This is a genomic window from Micromonospora sp. NPDC005553 (assembly GCF_042871765.1).
In the GTDB taxonomy this organism is placed as follows: Bacteria; Actinomycetota; Actinomycetes; order Mycobacteriales; family Micromonosporaceae; genus Micromonospora.
The window spans coordinates 68,663-90,965 of the sequence record NZ_JBIAJD010000006.1 but is presented as its reverse complement, the minus strand read 5'-3'; the positions used below and the strand labels follow the sequence as shown (position 1 = coordinate 90,965).

At 73.4% G+C, this 22,303-nt stretch carries 8 protein-coding genes; all 8 read right to left on the bottom strand.

The annotated features are described in order from the left end of the window. Positions 1 to 6: 6 nt before the first annotated feature. Entirely contained in the window at positions 7 to 1,299 is a 1,293-nt protein-coding gene (locus ACFYPG_RS24285; protein ID WP_355005609.1) for a multidrug effflux MFS transporter, read from the bottom strand. A gap of 304 nt (positions 1,300 to 1,603) precedes the next feature. Next, on the bottom strand, positions 1,604 to 2,380 hold the full coding sequence (locus ACFYPG_RS24280) for an alpha/beta fold hydrolase (RefSeq protein WP_355005610.1): 777 nt from the start codon (positions 2,378 to 2,380) through the stop codon (positions 1,604 to 1,606). Between the two features lie 12 nt (positions 2,381 to 2,392). Beyond that, the gene (locus ACFYPG_RS24275) at positions 2,393 to 9,562 is read right to left on the bottom strand and encodes an amino acid adenylation domain-containing protein (protein ID WP_387353979.1); all 7,170 of its coding nucleotides are present in this window, start codon (positions 9,560 to 9,562) and stop codon (positions 2,393 to 2,395) included. Beyond that, positions 9,562 to 15,300 (bottom strand): amino acid adenylation domain-containing protein, encoded by a 5,739-nt coding sequence (locus ACFYPG_RS24270; protein ID WP_387353978.1) that lies wholly within the window; start codon positions 15,298 to 15,300, stop codon positions 9,562 to 9,564. Before ACFYPG_RS24270 ends, ACFYPG_RS24275 begins: the two co-directional genes overlap by 1 nt. Beyond that, entirely contained in the window at positions 15,297 to 18,992 is a 3,696-nt protein-coding gene (locus ACFYPG_RS24265) for an ATP-binding cassette domain-containing protein (protein ID WP_387353977.1), read from the bottom strand. Before ACFYPG_RS24265 ends, ACFYPG_RS24270 begins: the two co-directional genes overlap by 4 nt. 7 nt (positions 18,993 to 18,999) lie before the next feature. Then, positions 19,000 to 19,554, bottom strand: coding sequence for a DUF6817 domain-containing protein (locus ACFYPG_RS24260; protein ID WP_112582443.1), 555 nt, complete (start codon positions 19,552 to 19,554; stop codon positions 19,000 to 19,002). Beyond that, positions 19,551 to 20,522 carry a TauD/TfdA family dioxygenase gene (locus tag ACFYPG_RS24255; RefSeq protein WP_355005615.1) on the bottom strand — a complete coding sequence of 324 codons (972 nt, stop codon included), beginning with the start codon at positions 20,520 to 20,522 and terminating at the stop codon, positions 19,551 to 19,553. Before ACFYPG_RS24255 ends, ACFYPG_RS24260 begins: the two co-directional genes overlap by 4 nt. Positions 20,523 to 20,560: 38 nt before the next feature. Then, positions 20,561 to 22,303, bottom strand: a 1,743-nt coding sequence (locus tag ACFYPG_RS24250) for a condensation domain-containing protein (RefSeq protein ID WP_387353976.1), incomplete at its 5' end; no start/stop codon positions are given.

Here is a 22,303-nt window from a genome sequence, read left to right as displayed (position 1 = left end):
TGCGGGCTAGTGCAGCGCGATCGCCAGGTCCCTGTCGACTGTGCCGAGGTCGGCGCGGGGCACGACGAGGAGCATGACGATCAGCGCGGCGGCCATGCCGCCCGCGATGACTATCGCCATCGGCACGCTCCCGGTGCCGAACAGACCGGCCAGTGGCGCCGACAACGCACCGATGCCGAACTGCACCGCGCCGAGCAGCGCTGCGGCGGTGCCGGCGGCCTCGCTGTGCCGGCTCATCGCCAGTGCCGGCGCGTTCGGCAGGGCGAGACCGGCGGCGGCCAGGACCAGCCACAGTGACGCGAGCAGGGTGCCCAGGCCACCGATGCCGGTCGCCGCGAACATGACCAGCAGCAGTCCGGCTGCCGTTCCGGCGATCAGGGCGCCGACCAGGATCTGCTGCGGGGTGTAGCGGCGCAGCAGCCGCACGTTGAACTGGGTGGCCCCGATCAGGCCCACCGCGCCGGCCCCGAAGGCGATGCCGAACTGCTGCTCGTCGAGGCCGTACTCCTGCTGGAGCACGAACGACGACCCCGAGACGTACGCGAACAGGGCGGCCATCGCCAGCCCGGCGACCAGCACCAGGCCGACGAACGCCCGGTCGTTGAGCAGCCCTCGATAGTCGCGGAGGGTGGCGCTCACCCCGCCGTGCCGCCGACGCGCCACCGGAAGGGTCTCCGGGAGCCGGAACGCGGCCACGACGATCAGCAGCGCGCCCAGCACCGCCAGCGCCGCGAAGACGCCCCGCCAGTCGGTCCAGCTCAGCAGGCCGCTGCCGAGCGTCGGCGCGAGGATGGGCGCCAGGCCCATGACGAGCATCAGCCGGGAGAAGATCCGGGCGAAGGAGGCACCGCTGAACAGGTCGCGGACCACTGCCGTCGCGACCACGGTGGCGGCGGCGACGCCGAGCCCCTGGAGTACGCGCAGCCCGCCGAGGACCTCGATGTTGGGTGCGAAGACGCACAGCACGGATGCCACGATGTGCGCGGCCAGACCGGCCAGCAGCGGCACCCGTCGCCCGACCACGTCGGAGAGCGGCCCGATCAGCAACTGGCCCAACGCGAGACCGACGAGCGTGCCGGTCAGCGTCAACTGCACAGCGGTCTCGGTGGTCTGCAGGCCGGCCGTGATGGCCGGCAGCGCGGGCAGGTACATGTCGATGGTCAGCGGCCCGATCGCGATCAGGGCGCCCAGCACCAGGACGAGCTGCGCCCGCTGACGGTTGGTCATCAGGTCGCCGGGCAGCACCTCTGGCGCGACGGCTGATTCGTGTCCGGTCTTGTCCACCAACTGCTTCATCATCTCGATCTCTCTGCGGAAGCTGGTGCGTCGTCACGAGCGGCGGCGCGGGCGTCACCGGCGCCGCGCGGACGCGGCGTCCCAGTGTGGGTGCCCGGCGGTGGGCAGCGTGGATGTGACGAGGCAGGGGTCGTGGCGGGGGTGGCCGGGTGGCGCGATGATCCGAGGGTGATTCTCTCGGTCGGCAACACCCCGGCGGTGTGTGACGTTCCCGGTGTGTGGGGAGTCACCCCACCCCGTCCGCCGCGCGACTCGCCTGCCGGACCATGCCGGGTGGGGCGGGCCGGGTGACCGGCCCGCCCTCCGTCTAACTCCCCGCCGCGAGGGTGGCCCGGACGGTGCCCAGCAGGGCGTCCCGGGCCGTCATCGGAAAGAAGTGCCCTCCCGGCAGCACGTGCAGGGTGGACCCGGCCGACGTGTGCTCCCGCCACGGCGCGACCCGATCCGGCGGCACCTCCCGGTCCCGGTCCCCCGCGAAGGCGACGATCGGGCAGCTCAACGGCGGCTCCGGCCGGTACTCGTAGGTCTCGCAGACCGCGAAGTCGGCGCGGATGGCGGGCAGGAGCAGGTCGAGCAGTTCGGGTTCGGCGAGGATCTCCTCGTCCAGACCGCCCAGCTCACGCAGCCGTTCGACGACCACCGCGTCCGGTTGGTCGTGGATGTTCGGCGAGGTACGCCGCAGCCCCGGCGCGAGGGCACCGGCAGCGAAGAGGACCCGGGGCGGCGGCACCGCGCGGCGACGCAGTTCGCGAGCCAGCTCGAAGGAGACCAACGCCCCCATACTGTGCCCGAACAGGGCGTAGGGCACCCCCAGCTCGGGGGCCAGCGCCGGGGCGAGGGCCTCCACCAGCTGCCGCACCCCGGTGTACGCCGGCTCACGCCAGCGGGACTGCCGCCCGGGCAGCTCGACCGGGCAGACCTCGACATCGTCGCCGAGCAGCTCCTGCCACCCGTGGTACGCCGAGGACCCACCACCGGCGTACGGCAGGCAGATCAGTCGGACGGCGGGGGTGACGCGGCGGCGCGGCCCGGCGGCCAGCCAGCCCTGGGCGCGGGCGGGCGCGTGGGTGGTGAGGCGGTTCACGGAACGGCTCTCCTAGTACGTCGGCTCGTCGGCCAGCAGGGCACTGGCCTCCTCGTCGGACATCTCCTCCAGCTCACTGAGCAGGTGGTCCTCGATGGCGAACGCGGCGGCCTCCAGGGTGGGACTGTCGAACAGCACCCGGATCGGCACCTGCACATCGAACGCCTTGCGCAGGTGCACCACGGCCCGCATCGCCAGCAACGAGTCACCGCCGAGGGCGAAGAAGTTGTCGTGCACGCCGATCCGGTCGACCCGCAGGATGCCGGCCCAGACCTCGGCGATGGTCTCCTCCAGGGTGGAGCGGGGTGCCACGTACGGCACGTCGTCCGCCTCGACCGCGTCCGCCAACTCCACCAGTGGTCGCCTGTCGACCTTTCCGTTGGCGGTGAGCGGCAGCTCGTCGATCTCGTGGAACGCCGCCGGCACCATGTACCCCGGCAGCTTGCCCGCGAGGAACTCGCGCACGTCCGTCGGCACGGCACCGGCGACCCGGGGGACGACGAAGGCGACGAGACGCTTCGCGCCACGCGGCTCGCCCTGCGCCACCACCACCGCGCCGCGCACCTCGGGGTGCTGGGCGAGGGCGGTCTCGATCTCGCCCAGCTCGATGCGGTAACCCTGCACCTTGACCTGGAAGTCCTCCCGGCCCAGGAACTCGATCTCCCCGCTCGGCAGGAACCGGCCGAGGTCACCGGTGCGGTACAGACGGCTTCCGGTGGCCGGGTCCACGACGAAGCTCGCCGCCGTCCGCGCCTCGTCGTGCAGGTAGCCGCGGGCCAGGCCGACACCACCGATGTGCAGGTGACCGGGAACCCCGGTGGGTCGGGGGCGCAACGCGTCGTCGAGGACGTGGAAGGTCTGGTTCACCATGGGCCGGCCGTACGGGATGCTCGTCCACTCCGCCGGGACCGCCCCGATCGGGTAGAGGATGGACCAGATCGACGCCTCCGTCGCGCCACCGAGGCTGACCACCTCGGGCCCGTCGAGCGTCTGCCGGATCCGGTCCGGCAGGGCGACCGGGATCCAGTCACCGCTGAGCATGACCAGTCGCAGGCCGCCGGTGGCCTCCCGGACCGTGAGGTGCTCGACGAACAGCTCCATGAGGGCCGGCACCGAGTTCCAGATCGTCACGTTGGCCTTGGTGAGCAGGTCGAGCCAGGCGGCCGGATCCCGGTGTGCCGCCGCCTCCGGGAGCACCACCGCGCCGCCGACGGCGAGCGGACCGAAGACGTCGTACACGGACAGGTCGAAGCTCAGCGACGACAGCGCCAGGACCCGGTCGTCCTCGCCCACCCGGAAGCGCTCGTTGATGTCGACGACGGTGTTCAACGCACCCTCGTGTTCGATCATCACGCCCTTGGGCAGGCCGGTGGACCCGGAGGTGAAGATGACGTACGCGAGGTTGTGGGGCGTGGTGTCGATCGCCGGCAGCGCGCCCGCCGGGAGCACCCGCAGCTCGTCCACCCGCAACACCTCGACGTCGCCGAACCGGTGCGCCCCGGGGCCGGCCAGGCGCCCCTGGGTCAGCACCACACGCACCCGGCCGTGCGTCAGCAGGAAACGCACCCGCTCGTCCGGCAGGTCCGGGTCGATCGGCAGGTACGCGGCCCCGGCGGCGAGCACACCGAGGACGGCGGCGCACTGCTCCCAACCCTTGTCCATCACGACCGCGACGAGGTCGTCGGGGCGTACCCGCAGACCGACGAGGTGGGCGGCGATCGTGCGGGCGCGGTCCGCCAGCTCCCCGTAGGTGAGCGTCCGCGTCGGCGTGATCACGGCCGGGCGCTCGGGCACCCGGGCGGCGGTGGCGAAGAACGGCTCGTGCAGCAGGCCCACCGGCAACGGCGCCTCGGTGCGGTTGTACGCCGCCTGGGCGGTCAGCTCCGCGCGGGGCACCAGCGACGGCACCGGGTCGGCCCAGTGCGCCTCGTCGACGGCGAGCCAGTGCAGCACCGACAGCGTCGCCGCGTGCATGGCAGCCACCATGCCCTCGGGGAAGAGACCCTCGACGGCGTCGATGTCCAGCACCAGGGCACCGTCCATCTCGTACACCTGGGTGTCGATCCAGATCTGCGGTGTCTGCGAGATGGAATAGACCACCTCGCCGATCTGCGGGTGCCCGCCGATGCCCTGGAACAGACTGGTGAACACGACTGGCATGACGGCGGCGGCGTCGCCGCGTACCCGCTTCAACTCCCGCGCGACCCGCACGCCGCTGAACAGTCCGTGGTCGAGGTCGGCGAGGAGTTGGTCCCGGATCGTACGGGCGCGGGTCTCGAACGACGCCGCACCGCCCGCGTCGATCTCCAACAGCGTCACCGAGGTGAAGTCACCCAGGATCGCGTCGACCTGCGGGTGCAGCGGCAACCGGTGCGCCATCGGCAGGTTGAGACTGAACCGCTGGTTCTTCGACCAGGTGGCGACCACCTCGCCGTACGCGGCCAGCAGCAGTGCGGTCGGAGTGAGGCCGCGCCGGGACGCGGCGGCCTTGACGACGTCCCACTCGTCCGCCGGCACCTGCCCGGTGAGCCGGGCGAAGCGGGGCGCGGCGATGGTGTGCGGGTCGGCCGCCAACGGCAACTCCGGGGCGAGGGCCAGTGTCGGCACCCGCTCCTGCCAGTACGCGGCGGCGCGCTGGTACCGCTCGGTCGACTCCGCGGCCCGCGCGGCGAGCACGTAGTCGCGGAAGCTCAACTCCAGCTCGGGCAGGATCGCGTCCGGCTCGTGGTAGAGCAGTGTCAACTCACGCATCACGATGCTCGACGCCCAGGCGTCGGTGATCAGGCCGTCGATGCTGTAGTGCACCCGCCCACGACCCTCGTCGAGCAGTGTGGCGCGCAGTTCGAACAGCGGCCACCGGTCCGGCACGAACACCTGGTGCGACATGGCGGCGCGGGTCCGCTCGAAGCTCGCGTCCACCTCGGCGGCCGGGCGACCCCGCATGTCCTCGGTGACGACGACGTAGTCCGGTACCTCGTCGAGGACCTGCTGCTCGCCGTGCGGCAGCACGACGGTACGCAGCGACCCGTGCCGCTGGATCAGCCGGCGCAGCGCCCGCTGCAACCGCGACACGTCCAGCTCGGGGACGTCGAACTCCTCGTAGCCGTGCATGCCGACGTTGCCCAGCTCGAACACGCCGGTGCGGCCGATCCAGTACGCCTGTTGCACATCGGTCAGCGGGAACGGCAGGTGCGCCGACGCCGGGTCCGGCACGACGGCCGGCAACGACTCGGGGCCGCTGACACCGACCTCGGCGCGGGCCGCGCGTACCGCGGCGGCGAGGCCACGGACCGTCGGGTCGGCGACGAAGGCGCGCAGCGGGACGTCCGCCCCGCACACCCGGCCGACCTGGGCGACGAGCTGAGCTGCGAGCAGGGAGTGCCCACCCAGCTCGAAGAAGCCGACGGTGGGCGCGACGTCCCGTTCGCCGAGCAGGTCGGCGAAGATCGCCGCCACCTCGCGCTCGGTGGGGTCCTCGACCGCGTGGACCTCGGCGGGGTCCTCCGCCGTGCCGCCCTCGGTCTCGTCGAGCACGGTCACCACCACGTACCCGGTGGAGGTCGCCGCGCCCACCACCCGGGCGGCTGTCCGTTCGACGGCCGACAGGTCCGCCACCGGCCACCCGTAGGTCACCCACTCCGCGTCGGACTCCCGGCCGAGCGCCGCCGCCTGCGCGACAAGGTGGCCGGCGAGCGGGTTGTCCGGCGTACCGCCGAGCAGGTGCACCTCGACGGTGGTGACCGGCTCCCGCGCGCCGACGCCCACCGCGGCCAGCGTGGCCAGGGCCTCGTCGGCGGACGTGCGGGCGTCCACCGGCACCAGCACGGTCACCGGACCGGGCTGACCGGCACCCAGCGGGTCGTCGACGCTCGCACCGGCGGTGGTGAGGGCCCGCCGGAACGCGGCACCGACCACCGTGTCGCCGGCGAGCTGGTATCGGGCGCCGGTGTGCCGCTCGGGGGCGGCAGCCGGAGCCGCGGTGACGTGCGGCAGGAAGCGGTGCCCCCCACGCAGGGCCACCACCGGCTCGGGGTCTGTGCACCTGACCTCCCGGACCACCGAGGCGGCGAGGCGGCGGGCGGCCACCGGCGTCGTGGCCGGGAGCACGTCGAGCAGCGTTCGGGTGCCGGACGCGCCGCCGGTCGCCCAACCGGCGAGCACGCCGCGCGGCGGCACCAGCGTCTCGGTGCCGGTCACGTCGAGCGCGCCGTCGGTGACGACGACCACCCGGGCGTACGCGTCGCCGCGCCTGCTGAGCGCGTCACCCAGGGCCGCGAGCGTGGGTGCCGGGTCGCCCTGTGGAGCCGCCAGCAGCACACCGTTGACCCGCTCCTGCGGCGACAGCGATGTGCGGAGCTCGCCGGTGGCCGGATCGAGGTCAGCGGCGACCACCCGGGCCCCCGCCGCGCGTAGCTCGTCGACGACGCCGTCCGGCAGACCGGCGTCGACTGCCAGCCAGGCACCGCTCACGGTGGTCGCCGGGCCGGCACCGCCGGCCCGGCGGTAGCCGCGCACGACGAGCCCGTCGGCACCCGCCCGGCTCGTCACCGCGTCCCGGGGAGGATCGACCCAGCAGCGTTCCCGCTCGAACGGGTAGGCCGGCAGAACCGTCCGCCGGGGCGGCACGTCACCGTGCAGCGCCTCCCACCCGATCGCGACGCCCATCCGCCACAGCGCACCGGCGGCGGTGAGAAGCTCCGTCTCGGCGTCGGCGTCCCGGCCGGCCGACGGCAGCGACGCCACCGCGCGGGCGGCCGATCCACCGGCGAGGCGGGTCAACACCCGCCCGGGGCCGACCTCCAGCACCACGGCGTCGGCGTCGGCGTCGCGCAGCGCCGCCAGGCCGTCGCCGAAGCGGACGGTCGACCGCAGTTGCCGGGCCCAGTAGGCGGGGTTGGTGGCCGACTCGGCGGTGATCCAGGTACCTGTCACGTTCGACACGAAGGGGATCTCCGGCGCCGAGCGCGGCACCTGGGCCACCTCCGCCTCGAACGCCGACCCGGCGGCGGCCATCGACCGGGAGTGGAACGCGTGCGAGGTGGCCAGCCGGGTCGAGGCCACCCCCCGCTCGCGCAGCCGGGCCTCGAGAGCCGCCACGGCCTCGGGCGGCCCGGAGACGGTGCACTGCCGGGGGCCGTTGACGGCGGCGAGGTCCAGCACATCGTCGAGCAGCGGCAGCAGCTCGGCCTCGGCCAGCGGCACCGCGAGCATCACACCCGGCTCCGCCGCCTGCATGAGCCGACCGCGTGCCGCGACCAGGCGCACCGCGTCGGGCAGTGCGAACACCCCGGCCAGGCAGGCGGCCACCAGCTCACCCACACTGTGTCCGAGCAGCCCCGCCGGTCGTACGCCCCAGTGCGCCCAGAGCTTCGCCAGCGCGTACTCGACGACGAACAGCGCCGGCTGCGCGTACCGGGTCTGCTGGAGCTGTACCGCAGCGCTCTCCCGCTGGTCGTCGGCGGGGAACAGCAGGTCCCGGATGTCCGTGTCGAGCAACGGCGTCAGCAGGTCCGCGGCCCGGTCCACCTCGGCGCGGAACACCGGCTCAGCGAGGTAGAGGGCGTGCGCCATGCCGGTGCGCTGCGCGCCCTGACCGGGGAAGGTGAACAGCACCGCGCGGTCGGTGGCGGTCTCGGCCGGCCGGGTCGCCGCTCGCCGCAACACCTCGACCACCTCGGCGGGGCTGCCGCCGACGACCGTCCGGCGGTACGGCAGCGTCCGCCGGCCGCGTTGCAGGGTGTACGCCACCTCGGCCAGCGGTGTGTCCGGGTGGGCGCTCAGGTGCGCGGCGAGCCGCTCGGCAGCCGTGTCGAGGGCGGTGGGTGTGGCGGCGGACAGGGGCAGCACGTGCCGCCGGCGGCTCTCCTGGCCCGCCACGCGGGTCGGGGCCTCCTCCACGACGACGTGCGCGTTGGTGCCACCGATGCCGAACGAGCTGACTCCGGCACGGCGCACCCCGCCCGGCCACGGGGTGCGGGCCGCGACGACGTGGAAGGGACTCGCGTCCAGACCCAGCTCGGGGTTGGCGGTGCGGAAGTGCAGCGACGGCGGGATCTCGCCGGCCCGCAGCGCCAGCACCGTCTTGATCAGACCGACGACCCCGGCGGCGGTGTCGAGGTGCCCGACGTTCGTCTTGACCGAGCCGAGCCCGATGCGGCCCGGCGGCAGGTCACCGAAGGCGCTCGTCAACGCGGCCACCTCGATCGGGTCACCGAGCCGGGTGCCGGTGCCGTGCGCCTCGACGTAACCGATCGTGCCGGGGTCGACCCCGGCGACGGCGAGCGCCTCGGCGATGACGTCGGCCTGCCCGTCCACGCTCGGGGCGGTGAAGCCGACCTTGCGGTCGCCGTCGTTGTTCACTGCCGAGCCTCGGATCACGGCGTGCACCAGGTCGCCGTCCGTCATCGCGTCGGCGAGCCGCTTGAGCACGACGACGCCGGCGCCGCTGCCGGCCACCGCGCCGGTCGCCTCGGCGTCGAACGCCCGGCAGTGACCGTCGGCGGAGAGGATGCCGCCCTGGGTGTGCCGGTAGCCACGGCGGCGGGCGATGACCGTCGCGCCGCCGGCCAGCGCGACGTCGCACTCGCCGGCAAGCAGCGCCTGCGCGGCCATGTGCACGGCGACCAGGGAGGTGGAGCAGCCGGTCTGCACGCTGATGCTGGGGCCCCGCAGGTTGACCTTGTAGGACACCCGGGTCGGCAGGAAGTCCTTGTCGTTGCCGATGGAGGTCTGGAACGCCCCGACCCGGGCCACCAGGTCCGCGTTGGGCAGCAGATTATGCAGCAGGTACGAGCTCTCCCCCACCCCGGCGTAGACGCCTGTCACCGGTGTCGTGGAGTCGAACGGGTGACCGGCGTGCTCCAACGCCTCCCAGGCGCACTCCAGGAAGATCCGGTGCTGCGGGTCGAGCAGCTGCGCCTCACGGACCGAGAACCCGAAGAAGCGGGCGTCGAAGCCGGCCGGGTCGTCGAGGACGCCGAGGGCACGGACGTAGTCGGGGTGGTTGAACTCCTCGGGTGCGACGCCGTCGGCGATCAGGTCGGCGTCGTCGAGGGTGGTGAGCGATTCGACCCCGTCGCGCAGGTTGCTCCAGAAGGCGTCGAGGGTGGCGGCCCCGGGAACCCGGAGCGCCATTCCGACGACGGCGATGGCGGTGTCGGGCAGCGTACGTTCCTCGGTCATCATGCGTCCCCCCTGTCGTGATGCCGGCCCGGCCGACGTCGCGGTGTGCGCGCCCGTTGGATGGCGGCGCGTGTCTCGGCGCGGTGGTGCGCGGCGGACATCGCCGGCGTCCGGTCCCCGGACGCCAGGTGCCGGGCGAGTGCCCGCACTGTGGGGTGGCGGAACAGCTCCACCACCGGCACCGTGCGTCCCAGCCGCTCGGACAGGTGCGTCTGCACCCGCATCACGAGCAGCGAGTGCCCACCGATGTCGAAGAAGTTGTCGTCGACGCCCACCTCGTCGACCACCAGCACGTCGCGCCAGATCGCCGCCACCGCGCGCTCCAACTCGCTGCCGGGCACACCCACCCCGGCAGGGGTCGGGGCGGCGGGCGGCGCGAGGGCGGCCCGGTCGACCTTGCCGCGCTCGCTGCGTGGCAGCCGGTCCAGCGTGACGATCGTGGCCGGCACCATGTACCCGGGCAGCCGGTCGGCCAGGTGCGCGCGCAGCAGCGCCACGTCCACGTCGCCGGGCGTCACGTAACCGACCAGCGTGGGTCGGCCCGGCACGTCCTCGCGCAGCACCGCCGCCGCCTCCCCGACCGCGGGGTGGGCGCCGAGCGCCGCCTCGATCTCGCCCAGCTCGATCCGGAAGCCGCGCACCTTGACCTGGTCGTCCTCCCGGCCGAGGAACTCGAGCACCCCAGCGACACCGAGGCGGACCCGGTCCCGGGTGCCGTACATGCGGTCGCCGGGCGGGCCCCACGGGTCGGGCAGGAAGCTGACGGCGGTGCGGGCCGGGTCCCCGACGTAGCCCTGCGCCACCCCCGGTCCGCCGAGCCACAGGTCCCCCGGGACCCCGCGCGGCACCGGCCGCAGTCCACGATCGAGGACGTACGCCCGCACCCCCGGCAGCGGCAGTCCCACCGGGACGCTGCCGGTGACCGGCTCCCGGTCGCCGCCCGGCTCGTGCACTGTGGCGGTGATGGTGGCCTCGGTCGGACCGTACGCGTTGAGCCAGCGCACCTCCGGCGCGGCGGCGCGCCACTGGGCGAGCCGTCCCGCGTCGACCCGCTCGCTGCCGACCACGACGAGCCGCAGCTCCGGACAGGAGGCGGGCGGGTGACGGTCCAGCGCCGCCACCCACTCGTGCCAGTACGACGCCGGCAGGTTGAGCACTGTTAGTCGCTCCCGGCGGGCCAGTGCGGTCAACTCGTCGAGACCGGGCACCGGCCCGGCCGGCGGCAACACCACGGTCCCGCCCCGGATCAGCGTCCCGAACAGCTCCTCGACGGCCACGTCGAAGCCGAGCGCGGCGAACTGGAGCACCCGGTCGGCGTGGGTGAGCGCGTAGTGCCCGGCCACCGCCTCCAGGCTGTGCACCAGGTTGCCGTGGCTGACGCGGACGCCCTTGGGTTGCCCGGTGGTGCCCGAGGTGTAGAGCACGTACGCCGTCGCCGACGGGTGCACCGGCGGGCCGACGGCGGCCGGGGCGGCGAGCACCGCGTCCTCGATCGCGACGAACGGCAGGTCGACGGCGGGCGGGCGGGTCTCGCGGGAGCCGAGCAGCAGCACCGCCGACGAGTCGGCGAGGACGTGCGCCAACCGCCTCGGCGGGATCGCCGGGTCCAGTGGCACGTACGCGGCCCCGGCGCGCAGGACGCCGAGCAGCGCCGCCGGCCAGTCGGGGCTGCGCTCCAACAGGACGGCGATGGTGTCACCGGGGCGTACACCCCGGGCGGTCAGGTGGGCGTGCACAGCGGCGGCACGGCTGTCCAGCTCCGCGTGGCTGACCTGCCGGTCGCCCTGCACCAGCGCCGGGCGCTGCTGCCAGCGCGCCGCGGCGGCGGCGACCAGGCCGTGCAGAGTCGACGCGGTCGGCGCGTCGGTAGACCCACCGACCGACGGGACCGGCTCGGGGCCGGGCAACAGGTCCAGAGTGGACACCGGAGCGTCCGGGGCGCTCAGCGCCGACTCCAGCAGAGTCCGGTAACTGTGCGCCAGCCGCTCGGCGGTGTCCCTGTCGAACAGGTCGACGTCGTACTCCACGGTGCCGCGCAGCTCGCCCGTGGCGCTGGGCACCTCGTCCCAGGCCACCGTGAGGTCGAACTTCGCCACCCGGCCGGGTGGCTCGGTCACCCCGACCGACAGACCGGGTACCGCGTCGGTCCGCTCGGGCAGGTTCTGTGCCGACAGCATGACCTGGAACAGCGGGGTACGACTGAGGTCGCGTGGTGGCCGGACCGCCTCGACGACCTGCTCGAACGGGACGTCCTGGTGCTCGTACGCGCCGAGCACCGCGTCCCGCGCCCGGGCCAGCACGTCGACGAAGGTCTCGGTGTCCTGCCAACGGGTCCGCAGCACGACGGTGTTGACGAAGAAACCCACCAGGTCGTCGAACTCGGAGCGGGTGCGCCCGGACACCGGGCTGCCGACACTGACGTCGCGGACGTCCGCATACCGGCCCAGCACCAGCTGGAACGCGGCGAGCAGCACCATGAACCGGGTGACGCCGTGCCGCCGTCCCACCGCGTCGAGGCGTTCGACCAGGGCGGCGGGCAACCGTACGTCGAACGTCTCTCCCCGGTGTCGGGCGGTGGCCGGGCGGGGACGGTCGGTCGGGAGGTCCAGTGCCACGGGCGCATCTGCCAGCTGGTCCACCCAGTACGCGAGCTGGGTCGTCCGCGCGTCGCCGGCCAGCAGCGCGCGCTGCCACAGGGTGTAGTCGACGTACTCGACGGTGAGCGGGACCGGTGCGGGCGCGCCGATGGTCCGGGCGGCGTAGAACGCGCCGAGGTCACGGATCAGCACGCCGATCGACCAGCCGTCACAGACCGCGTGGTGCAACGTCATCAGGAGCATCGCGTGCTCGTCGGTCAGCCGAACCAGGTGCCAGCGGGCCAGCGGCCCGGTGGCGAGGTCGAAGGGTCGGGCGGCGGCGTCGCGCAGGAGGGCGTCGGCCTGCTCGTCACGGTCGGCCCGGTCACGCAGGTCGTCCACTGTGAGGACGACCGCTGGCTCGTCGTCCACGACCTGCCGGGGCTCGCCGTCGATCGTCACCAGCCGGGTTCGCAGCGCCGCGTGCCGCGTCACCAGCCCACGCAGGCCGGCGTCGAGGGCGTCGACGTCGAGCGGACCGTCCACTGTGAGCACGAGCGGCACCGAGTAGACCGCCTGACCGGCGTCGAGCCGGTCGAGGAACCACAGCCGCTGCTGGGCGTACGACAGGGGGTGCGGCCCGGGGCCGGCGGCCGGCACCGGCGGGCGGGCGTCGTCCGGGCCGGCGTCGGCGACGCGTGCCGCGAGCGCGGCGACGGTGGGCGCCTCGAAGGCGGCGCGGACGCCCAGCCGCACGCCGGCGGCGGCGGCGATCCGCGCCACCATCTGCGCCGCGAGCAGCGAGTGGCCGCCGAGGGCGAAGAAGTCGTCGGCGGCGGACACCACCGGCACGCCGAGCAGGTCCTGCCAGGTCCGTGCGACCAGTTCCTCGATCGGGCCGCTGGGCGGCACGCCGTCGGCGGCCCGGACGCCGTGGTGCGCGTCGGGCGCGGGCAACGCTTCGCGGTCCACCTTGCCGTTCGGGGTGACCGGCAACGCCGCCAGCGGCACGTACCAGGTCGGCACCATCGCCTCGGGCAGCCGGGCGGCGAGGTGGGCCCGCAGCTCACTCGCCGGGACCGGAGCGTCGTCCGGGACGACGTAGGCGACGAGCCGACGTTCGTCGCCGTCCCCGTGCACGGTGACGGCGGCCGCCCGGACGCCCGGGCAGGTGGTGAGGGTGCTGGCGATCTCGTCCGGCTCGATCCGGACACCGCGGATCTTGACCTGCTGGTCGGCCCGACCCAGGCACTCCAGTTGACCGTCCTCGCGCCACCGCACCACGTCACCAGTGCGGTAGACGCGGGCGCCGGGCTCGAAGGGGCTCGGCACGAACCGCTCGGCGGTCAGGTCGGGCCGGCCGACGTACCCGTGCGCGAGACCGGCGCCGCCGATGAACAGCTCCCCCGGTGCGCCGATGCCGGTCAGCCGGCCGTGGTCGTCGAGGACGTAGAGCAGCTCCCCGCCGATCGGTCGGCCGATCGGGGTCCGCGCCGCGTCGCCGGGCAGGTCGGTCACGTCCCAGGTGCTGGAGAACGTGGTGCACTCGGTCGGGCCGTACCCGTTGACGAGACGCAGGCCCGGCAGGGCGGCGGCAAGCGTGGCGACCCGGCGGGCGTCGGCCGGCTCGCCGCCGAAGTAAAGGGCGCGCAGCGGGGCGAACATCGCCGGGTCGGCGTCCACGCACCTGTGGAACAGGGCGGTGGTGAGCATCAGCACCGTGACGCCGTGCTCGGCGAGTCGATGACCCAGCCGGGACGGCGTGAGCACGTCGTCCTTGGGGATGCCCACCAGGCGCGCGCCGTTGAGCAGCGCACCCCACACCTCGAAGCTCGCCGCGTCGAACGACACGTTGGCCGCCTGGGCGACCGCGTCGGCGGGCCCGACGGGGAAGTAGTCGGCGCGGTGAACCAGCCGGACGATCCCGCCGTGGGTGGTCTCGACCCCCTTCGGCCGCCCTGTCGACCCGGAGGTGTAGAGGACGCAGGCCCGCTGGTTCGGGTACGTCGGCGGCCACGTCGGCGCGGACCGTCCCGCGGGCAGCACCAGCCGGTCGAGGCGCAGCACCGGCAGGTCGTCGACGACGGCCACCGGACCGTCGGCGAGCAGCAGCCGCGCCCCGCTGTCGCGCAGCATGAACTCCCGCCGCGCCTCGGGGTAGGACGGGTCCAGGGGCAGGTACGCCGCCCCGGTGGCGAGCACCGCGAGCATCGCCACGACGAGCTGCGCGGACGAGCCCATCGCCAGGCCGACGACACTGCCCGGGGTGACCCCCTGTCCGGTCAGGACGGTCGCCAGGGCATCCGCCTGGGCGCGCACCTCGGCGTACGTGAGGGTGGTGCCGTCGTACTCCAGGGCGACGGCGTCCGGTGTCGCCTCGGCCTGGCTGAGGAACGCCGCCGGCACGCTCGGCGGACCTGCCGTACCGCCGCCGGTGCCCCACCGGGCGATCAGCTCGCGCTCCTGCGCCGACGTGTGCACGAGGGTGGAGATCGGCGCGTCGGGGTCGGTCAGGGCGTTGTCGAGCAACGTCAGGTAGTGGTCGGCGAACCGGCGCATCGTCGCGCTGTCGAACAGGTCCGGGTCGTAGGCGAGGACGCCGGACACCCCGTCGGGTCCCGGCTCGTCCCAGAGCACGCTCAGGTCGGGCGGCACCGCCCCGGTGCTGGCGGGGGCCGCTCCCACCCCCAGCACGACCGGGCAGAGCGCGGCACGGCTCGGGTCGTGGGGTAGGCCGAGCGCCTCGGCCACCCGGTGCAGCGGGACGCCGGTGTACGGCAGGGCCGCCCGCAACCCGGCGTCGACCCGCGCGAACAGGTCGGCGGCCGACGGGTCGTCGTCCCACCGGCCGCGCAACGGCACCAGGGCGTCGTCCAGCGGCGTCGCGGTGGCCAGGTCCCGGGTGCCGGCGTGCCGGCCCAGCACCACCTGCCCCACGGCGAGCAACGGCACGGAGGGCGCGACTCCCACCGCCGCGCTCACCGCGTGCAGCCGTCGGGTGGTGTCCGCGCCGACGGTGAGCGTCACCCGGTCGGTGTGCTGGCGTCGACGGGCCGGGCGGACCCGGTCGGTGACCAGGTCCACTGTGGGTACGCCGGCCAGCCCGGCCCGCCAGTGGGCGAGCGCGTCCGCCTCCGCGGCCATCGCACGCGACCCGGTCACTGCACCGGCTCCCCGAGACTCGACTGGCCGGCGCGCTGCCCGACCGGGTTCGTCGCCCCGGCCAGCACCCCGGCCGGATCGCTGTCGGTCACCCGGGCCACCAGCCCACCGTCGAGCGTCACCACCCGGTCGGCGCCGGCCAGGGTCTCCCGGCGGTGGGCGATGGTGAGCACCGTCGCGTCGGCGAGGTCCACCGCCAGCAGCCGCTGGATGCGGGCATCGGTCTCGGCGTCGAGGCTCGACGTGGCCTCGTCGATGAGGACCAGCTTCGCGTCCCGCAGCAACGCCCGGGCCAGGCAGAGCAGCTGTCGTTCACCGGCGCTGAGCTGTCCGCCGCCGGCGGACAGGACCGCGTCGAGACCGCCACCGTCCACGCCGAGCAGCCGGTCGGCGAGACCCACCTTGGTGAGGACGGCGGTGACCTCCGCGTCGGGGTACGCACCGGTCGGGTCGATGTTGTCCCGCAGGGTGCCGGGCAGCAGCACCGGATCCTGCGGTACCACCTCGACGGCGGCCCGCAGGTCGGCCAGCCGCAGCGTGGCGGTGTCCACCCCGTCGATGAGGATTCGCCCCTGCTCGGCTGGCACGAACCGCAGCAGCGCGGTGAACAGGCTGGACTTGCCGCTGCCGGTCCGGCCGACGATGCCGATCTTGCTGCCCGCCGGGGCGTCGAACGACACGCCGTTCAGCGCGGCCGGGCCACCCTCGGAATAGCGCAGAGTGACGTTCTCGAAGTGGACCTCGCCGGCGGTGGGCCAGCCGGCCGGGGCCGGTCGCCCGTCGGTCGGCTCGACCGGCAGCCGGGTGTAGTCGTCGACACGTTCGAAGCTCGCCAGCGACAGGTCCATCATCTGCACCGTCATCAGGCTCATGGCCAGCGCCTCCATCAGCGCGTACACGAAGCTGATCCCGACACCGGCGAGCCCGGCGCCGATCCCGCCCACGGCGACGATCAGCACCCCGTACGTCAGCAGGACGACCGCGCCGAGCATGTCGAGCTTCAGGTTGAAGTGCCGCGACAGCGCGTTGACCGTGTAGTCGGCGTGGTGCGCGACGCGGACCCGCTCACCGAACGCGGCCTGGTAGCCGCGTACCCGGCTGCTCCGGCCCTCGATCGAGGTGACCCCGTCGACGGCCTCGTTGAGCAGCGCGAGCATCGGCTCGTTCGCCTGCTTCGACAGCCGGGACGCCTCGACCGTGCTGGCCCGGGTGAGCCGCTGCCAGCGTAGGTAGACCACCAGCAGCAGCGGGGCGGCCACCAGCATCAGCGGACTGGTGAAGGCCAGCGCCGCCAACGGCACGACCAGGCCGACGGCGACCCGGAGGGTGTCCATGGTGGTCTCCGGCAACTCCAGGTCGATGGTCTCCATGTCACCGGAGAACCGCGCCAGGACGCGTCCGGAGGAGTTGCGGTCGAAGAACGACAGCGGGGCCCGGAAGACCCGGTTAAGCATCGACCCGTGCAGGTTCTGGCCGGCGGACACACCCCGGGCGAAGGCGAAGCTGAACAGCCCGCGATCCAGCACGAGCGCCAGCAGACCGATGGCGGCGAACACGCCCGCGTAGTACAGCGTGTCCTGCCCGGCGTGCTCGGTCCAGTGGCCGAGCCAGAACGACGAGCCGCCCAGGACGGCCTGCCCGCCGACGGCCAGACCGAGCAGAACGACAGCGAGGAGGCCCGGGGTCAGCACCTGCAGGTAACGGCGGTAGGTGGCGGAACCGACCTTACCGGCGCGGACCGTCTCCTCCTCCTCCTCGGCGGCCATCTCCTCGGCCACCTCGTCCAGCGCGGCGCCGTCCGGGTCGGACGGCGTCGCGGCCTCGGCGGCCATGGCCGGCAGCAGGTCGGGCATCTGCGCGGCGACGTCGGCGAACCGGCCCGCCGCGACCACCCGGCCGCCGTCGAGGACCACCACCCGGTCGGCCCGTCGGGCCACGTCGAGGCGGTGGGTGGCAACGATCCGGGTACGCCCGGCGAGCACCCCGTCGAACAGCGCCTCCAGGATGGTGCCGGCGACCGCGTCGTCGACGGCGCTGGTCGGGTCATCGAAGAGGTAGACGTCGGCGTCCTCGTAGGCGGCGCGGGCCAAGGCGATGCGCTGCCGTTGCCCGCCGGAGAGGTTCACGCCCCGCTCGCCGATGGCCGTGCCGTCGCGGGCCGGCATCGCCGCCAGGTCCGCCTCCAGGGCGGTGGCGCGGACGACCGCCGCGTACCGGTCCGGATCGTCGGGCGAGAAGCAGCGGATGTTGTCGACGACGCTGCCCTGCATGATCCAGGGACGCTGCGGCAGGTAGACGGCGCTGCCGCCGACCTGGGCGGTACCCGCGACCGTCGGCAGCGCCCCGGCCAGCGCCGCGAGCAGCGCGGACTTGCCGCTGCCGACCCGGCCCAGCACGCAGATCAACTCACCGGGCGCGACCCGCAGGTCGACGCCGGTCAGGACCGGCCGGGCGTCCGCGTCGGCCCCGGGCCAGGTGAACGACGCGCCGTCGAGGTCGACCGCCCCGGCCGGCGCGTCGTCATCGGTCGACGCCTCGGCGGTGTCCGCGGCCCGCAGGAAGGTCGTCACCTTCCCGAACGCCACCCGCCACTCGTTGCGCATGTCCAGGTAGCGCACCAGCTCGGGCAGTTGGGACCGGAGGACGGTGAGCACGGCGATCGCCGCGAACACGTCCGCCGCCTTCAGTTCGTTGCCGAGCGCCGCGTACGTGACCAGTGTGGCCATCACCATCAGCACCGGCGCGGCGGCGTTCACCAGGTAGAGCGTGGCGAGGCGCTTCTGCCGGCGGACCAGCAACGCGTTGAGCGTCGCGCGTTCCCGGCCGACAGCCCGCTCGGCGACGTCCTCCCAGCCGTGGGTGCGCAGCGTCCGCATGGCCCCCAGGTACTCGCCGACCAGCCCGATCCGGACGCCGTTCGCGTCCCGGATCGCCGGCACCAGCGCGAAGACCCTCTCGTTGGCCACGTGCGACAGCCACAGGCCGGCGATGAGGATGACGATGCCCACCAGCGCCGCCCAGCCCAGCAGCACCCACAGGACCACGCAGGAGCCGGCGATGCCCAGCGGCACCGCCCACGCCATGTGCGTGAACGCGACCCGCCCGACCCTCCGGGCGTCGGACGAGGCGAGGGTGATGACCTCCCCGGAGGGGTGGGCCAGTCGCGCGCCGCGGTCCATCCGCAGGTACTTGCGCAGGATCTCGGTCCGCAGCAGCGCGGTGATCGAGTGCGCGGTCTTCCACACCTCGGACCACTGGTGCTTGTGGCTCAACGCGTCCAGGACGTAGAAGCCGGCCAGGCCGGCGGCGATCAGCAGACCCTCCACCACCGGGCCCCGGCCGTCGCCCTCGAACCAGGCGATCAGCTCCCGCACCAGCAGCGGCCCGACGGTCGCGCAGGTCTGGTAGGCCAGGAAGATCAGGCCCGCCCACCAGAACCGCCTACGGTAGGTCTGGTAGAGGGCGCGGCGCAGCCCGTCCGGTTGGTCCCGCCGGGCTGCCCAGGCACGCTCGAAGACCGGGGTCACCCGCTCCAGGTGGTCGTACCGGGGCGGCGTCAGGCTGTCCGACAGCTTCAGTGGTCGGCGCAGGGACGCCTTCACCAGGATCGAAGGCCATTGGACGAAGAGCCGGGACAGCACTCCCGCGTCCTGTTCGGCACTCGGGCGGGCCGGTGTGGTGATTGTCGACACGGTGCGTCTACTCGTTTCCAGCGAGGGCGAGCGGAGCGAACCCGTAGGCGCGCTCCAGGGCGGTACGGACACTGTCCGGCAGATAGCGGCGCATGGCGTCGAACTCGCGGGCGCGGCTGAACTTGCTTGACTCGGCGAACCGGGGACGTTGCTCCAGCCAGTTCGCCACCGTCAGGGCGGCGAGGTCGGCGTACTGGCCGGCGCTGACACCGACGCAACCGCCCGAGCGGTCCTCGAGCAGGAACGGCGGGCCGTCGAAGGCGGCGTCGAAGAGGGCGCTGCGGGTGACGGTGCCGAACAGGTACGCCAGCGTCTCCGCCTCGGCACCGATCAGCTCCCGCACGGCGGGCCGCAGCTCGTGCGGGATCGCGCCGGTCGGGAAGATCTCCGTGCCGTACACCGAGTGGAACAACCCCGCGTCGCACAGCTCCTGCCGCGACCCCCACTGGGCCAGCAGGTCGTGCACGCCGCGCAGGTGCGCCAGCAGGTTGGCCTCCGAGTGCGCCAACTCGGCCACCCCGTGCGACTCCAGGAAGGCGATCTTCTCGGCGAGGCCGCTCACGCCGCCTCCCGACTGCCGTACGACCCGGTCATCGCCACCAACGTCTTGCGCGGCCCGGTGAAGCTGGACCGGCCGTGCGCCATCGCCATGTTGTCGACGACCAGCAGGTCACCCTGCTGCCAGGGGAAGGCCAGGGACTCCGCGTCGAACGCGGCGCGGATCGCCGCGAGGTCGGCGTCGGTGATCGGGCTGCCGTCACCGAGGTACGCGTTACGCGGCAGGTCCTCCTCGGCCAGCAGTTCCAGCAGCGCCTCCCGGGTGGCCTCGGGCAGGTTGGAGACGTGGAACAGGTGGGCCTGGTTCATCCAGACCGTCCGCCCGGACACCGGGTGCACGGTGACGGCCTGGCAGGTCTCGGTGGTCCGCAGCGCGCCGTCGTCGAACCACTCGTAGGTGATGCCCCGCTCGCGGCAGAACTCCTGCACTGCCTCCCGGTCCATCCCGGGGAACGTCTCCTGCCAGGACACCCCGAGACCGACCCGGTAGTTGCGCACGTACCGCACACCGTGCCGCTCGAAGCGCTCGCGCACCTCGGCGGGGATGCGCTGCCAGACGGCGTGGCTGTCGGCGAGCGGAGTCTCCCCGCCGGTCTGGGCCGGGATGTTCGAGTAGAAGAACAACCGCCGAGGCCACACGCTGGTGTACGCCATCTCGTTGTGCAGCGGGATGACCTCGGTGGCCGGGTACTCGGTGGAGGTGTACACGTCGCCGACCTTGCTGCGCGGCGTGGACCGGTAGGTGTACTCGGCCATCTCCTCGCCGAAGACTTTGACGAACGCGGAGAAGGCCGGCGCGTCCGGGGCGTCGAACCCGCGCAGCAGGACGGCGCCGTGGCTGTCCAGTCGGTTGTTGATCAGGTCGAGGTGCTCGGTGGCCCATTGCGCCGGCGAGATGCCGGGCGAGGTGGCCTCGATGCAGGCCACCCGGTTGCGCTCCGGGAACAGGCAGCTCTCTTTCACGTGGTCCATGTCGGAGTCCTTCCGCGTACGTCGGGTCGTGGTCCGGGTCAGTCGGCGTCCGGCCGGACGAACGACCGGAGGGCGGCCAGGGTCAGGGCGGCGAGCCGCTCGATGCTCGTCCGCTCGTTGAGGTTCTTGCTGTACTTCAGGTGCAGGCTGAGCTCGCCGTTGGCGAACCGCGCGAACACCTGGAGCCGGTGCATGCGTTGCAGCTTCGGCATCGGCCAGGAGTCGTCCATGGCCGGCCCGAGCAGCGGCGACTCCTCGGGCTCGTGGGCGAACTCGCCCCAGTTGTTGAGCAGGATGTCCGGCTTGCCGAGCGGGGCGAGCGCGTCCGCCACCGCCGGATGCCCGCCGAGGTAGCGCAGCAGGCCGAAGGCGAGGCCGCGCCGGGGCACCGCCTCGATCTGCTCACGGACCGACTCCAGCAGTGCTCTCGGGCCGGGCTTCTCAGGTCGGCGGACGAGCCGGGGTGAGGTCATCGAGAACCGGCCGATGGCACGGGACAGGTCGAGGTCCTGACCGCCCATCTCCCGACCCCGGGCGACGAGGTCGACCAGGATCGACGACTGACCGGACCAGTCGGTGAAGCCCTGGAGGGTGGCGGCCAGCAGCGCGTCGTTGACGCTCAGGCCGTACTCCTGCGGCACCAGCCGGCGCAGCGCGGCGGTCTCCTCAGCGTCGAGCCCGACCACCACCGTCTCCTCCGACGACATGCAGTCGTCTCCGTCGAGGTGGTCCAGCGGCCAGGTCGGGACGGGTTCCTTGGCCAGCGCCGTCCAGTACGCGATGTCCTCGGTCAACTCCGTGCCACGGGCGAGCGCGTCCAGGTTGCGGGACCACTCGGCGAACGACGCCGTCGGCAGCGGCAGGCGCGGCTCCTCGCCGGCCTCCACCGCCTGGTACGCGGTCTGAAGATCTGCCATCAGGACGTCCCAGGAGCTGTTGTCCATCAACTGGTGGTGGACGATCACCACGAGCAGATCGGGACGGTCGGCCCCGAAGCGGACCAGGGCGACCTGGAGCAGCGGCCCGTTCTCGATGTCGAGCTTGCGGTGCAGGGTGCGGTCGAGGCGCTGGAAGGCGACCTCCTGGTCCGCCGGGTCGAGGGCGGACAGGTCCACGCTGGTGAACGGCGTGGGCTGGTAGGGCTCGTTGACCCGGACCGACAACCGGCCCCCGGGTCGGGGGAAGCTGATCCGCAGCGAGTCGTGATGGGTGATCACCGCCGCCACGGCCCGCTCCACCAGCGCCGGGTCGAGTGCCCGCAGCGCATCGAACATGAAGATGTGCGTGTACTTGTGCGGGTCGGCGAAGTTCCGCTCGGCGAAGGCCACGTGCGACGCGACGAGCGGGACCACACCGGGGTCCGTACGCCGGCCTCCGTCACCACCCGCACCGGCGGTGGTCTGCCCACCGGCCACCGACGCGAGGCCGGCGACGGTGGGGTGCGCGATGAACTGCGCGGGGGTGATCACCACACCTGCCTTACGGGCCCGGTCCACCACCCGGATCACGTGCAGCGAGTCCCCACCCAGGGCGAAGAAGTTGTCCTCCGGACCCACCGACGGCACCCGCAGCACCTCCCGCCAGATCCCGGCGAGGACCTCCCGCGCCTTGTCGGCCGGCGTCTGCGCGGCGGTCGCGACCGAGGCGAGCGCGGCGATGGTGGGGTACGCGATGAACTGCGCGGGCGTGATCACCACACCTGCCTTACGGGCCCGGTCCACCACCCGGATCACGTGCAGCGAGTCCCCACCCAGGGCGAAGAAGTTGTCCTCCGGACCCAC

Coding starts and splice junctions, on each gene's coding strand:
- ACFYPG_RS24285 (WP_355005609.1), bottom strand. CDS start 1,299: ATGATGAAGCAGTTGGTGGACAAGACCGGACACGAATCAGCCGTCGCG.
- ACFYPG_RS24275 (WP_387353979.1), bottom strand. CDS start 9,562: ATGACCGAGGAACGTACGCTGCCCGACACCGCCATCGCCGTCGTCGGA.
- ACFYPG_RS24255 (WP_355005615.1), bottom strand. CDS start 20,522: ATGGACCACGTGAAAGAGAGCTGCCTGTTCCCGGAGCGCAACCGGGTG.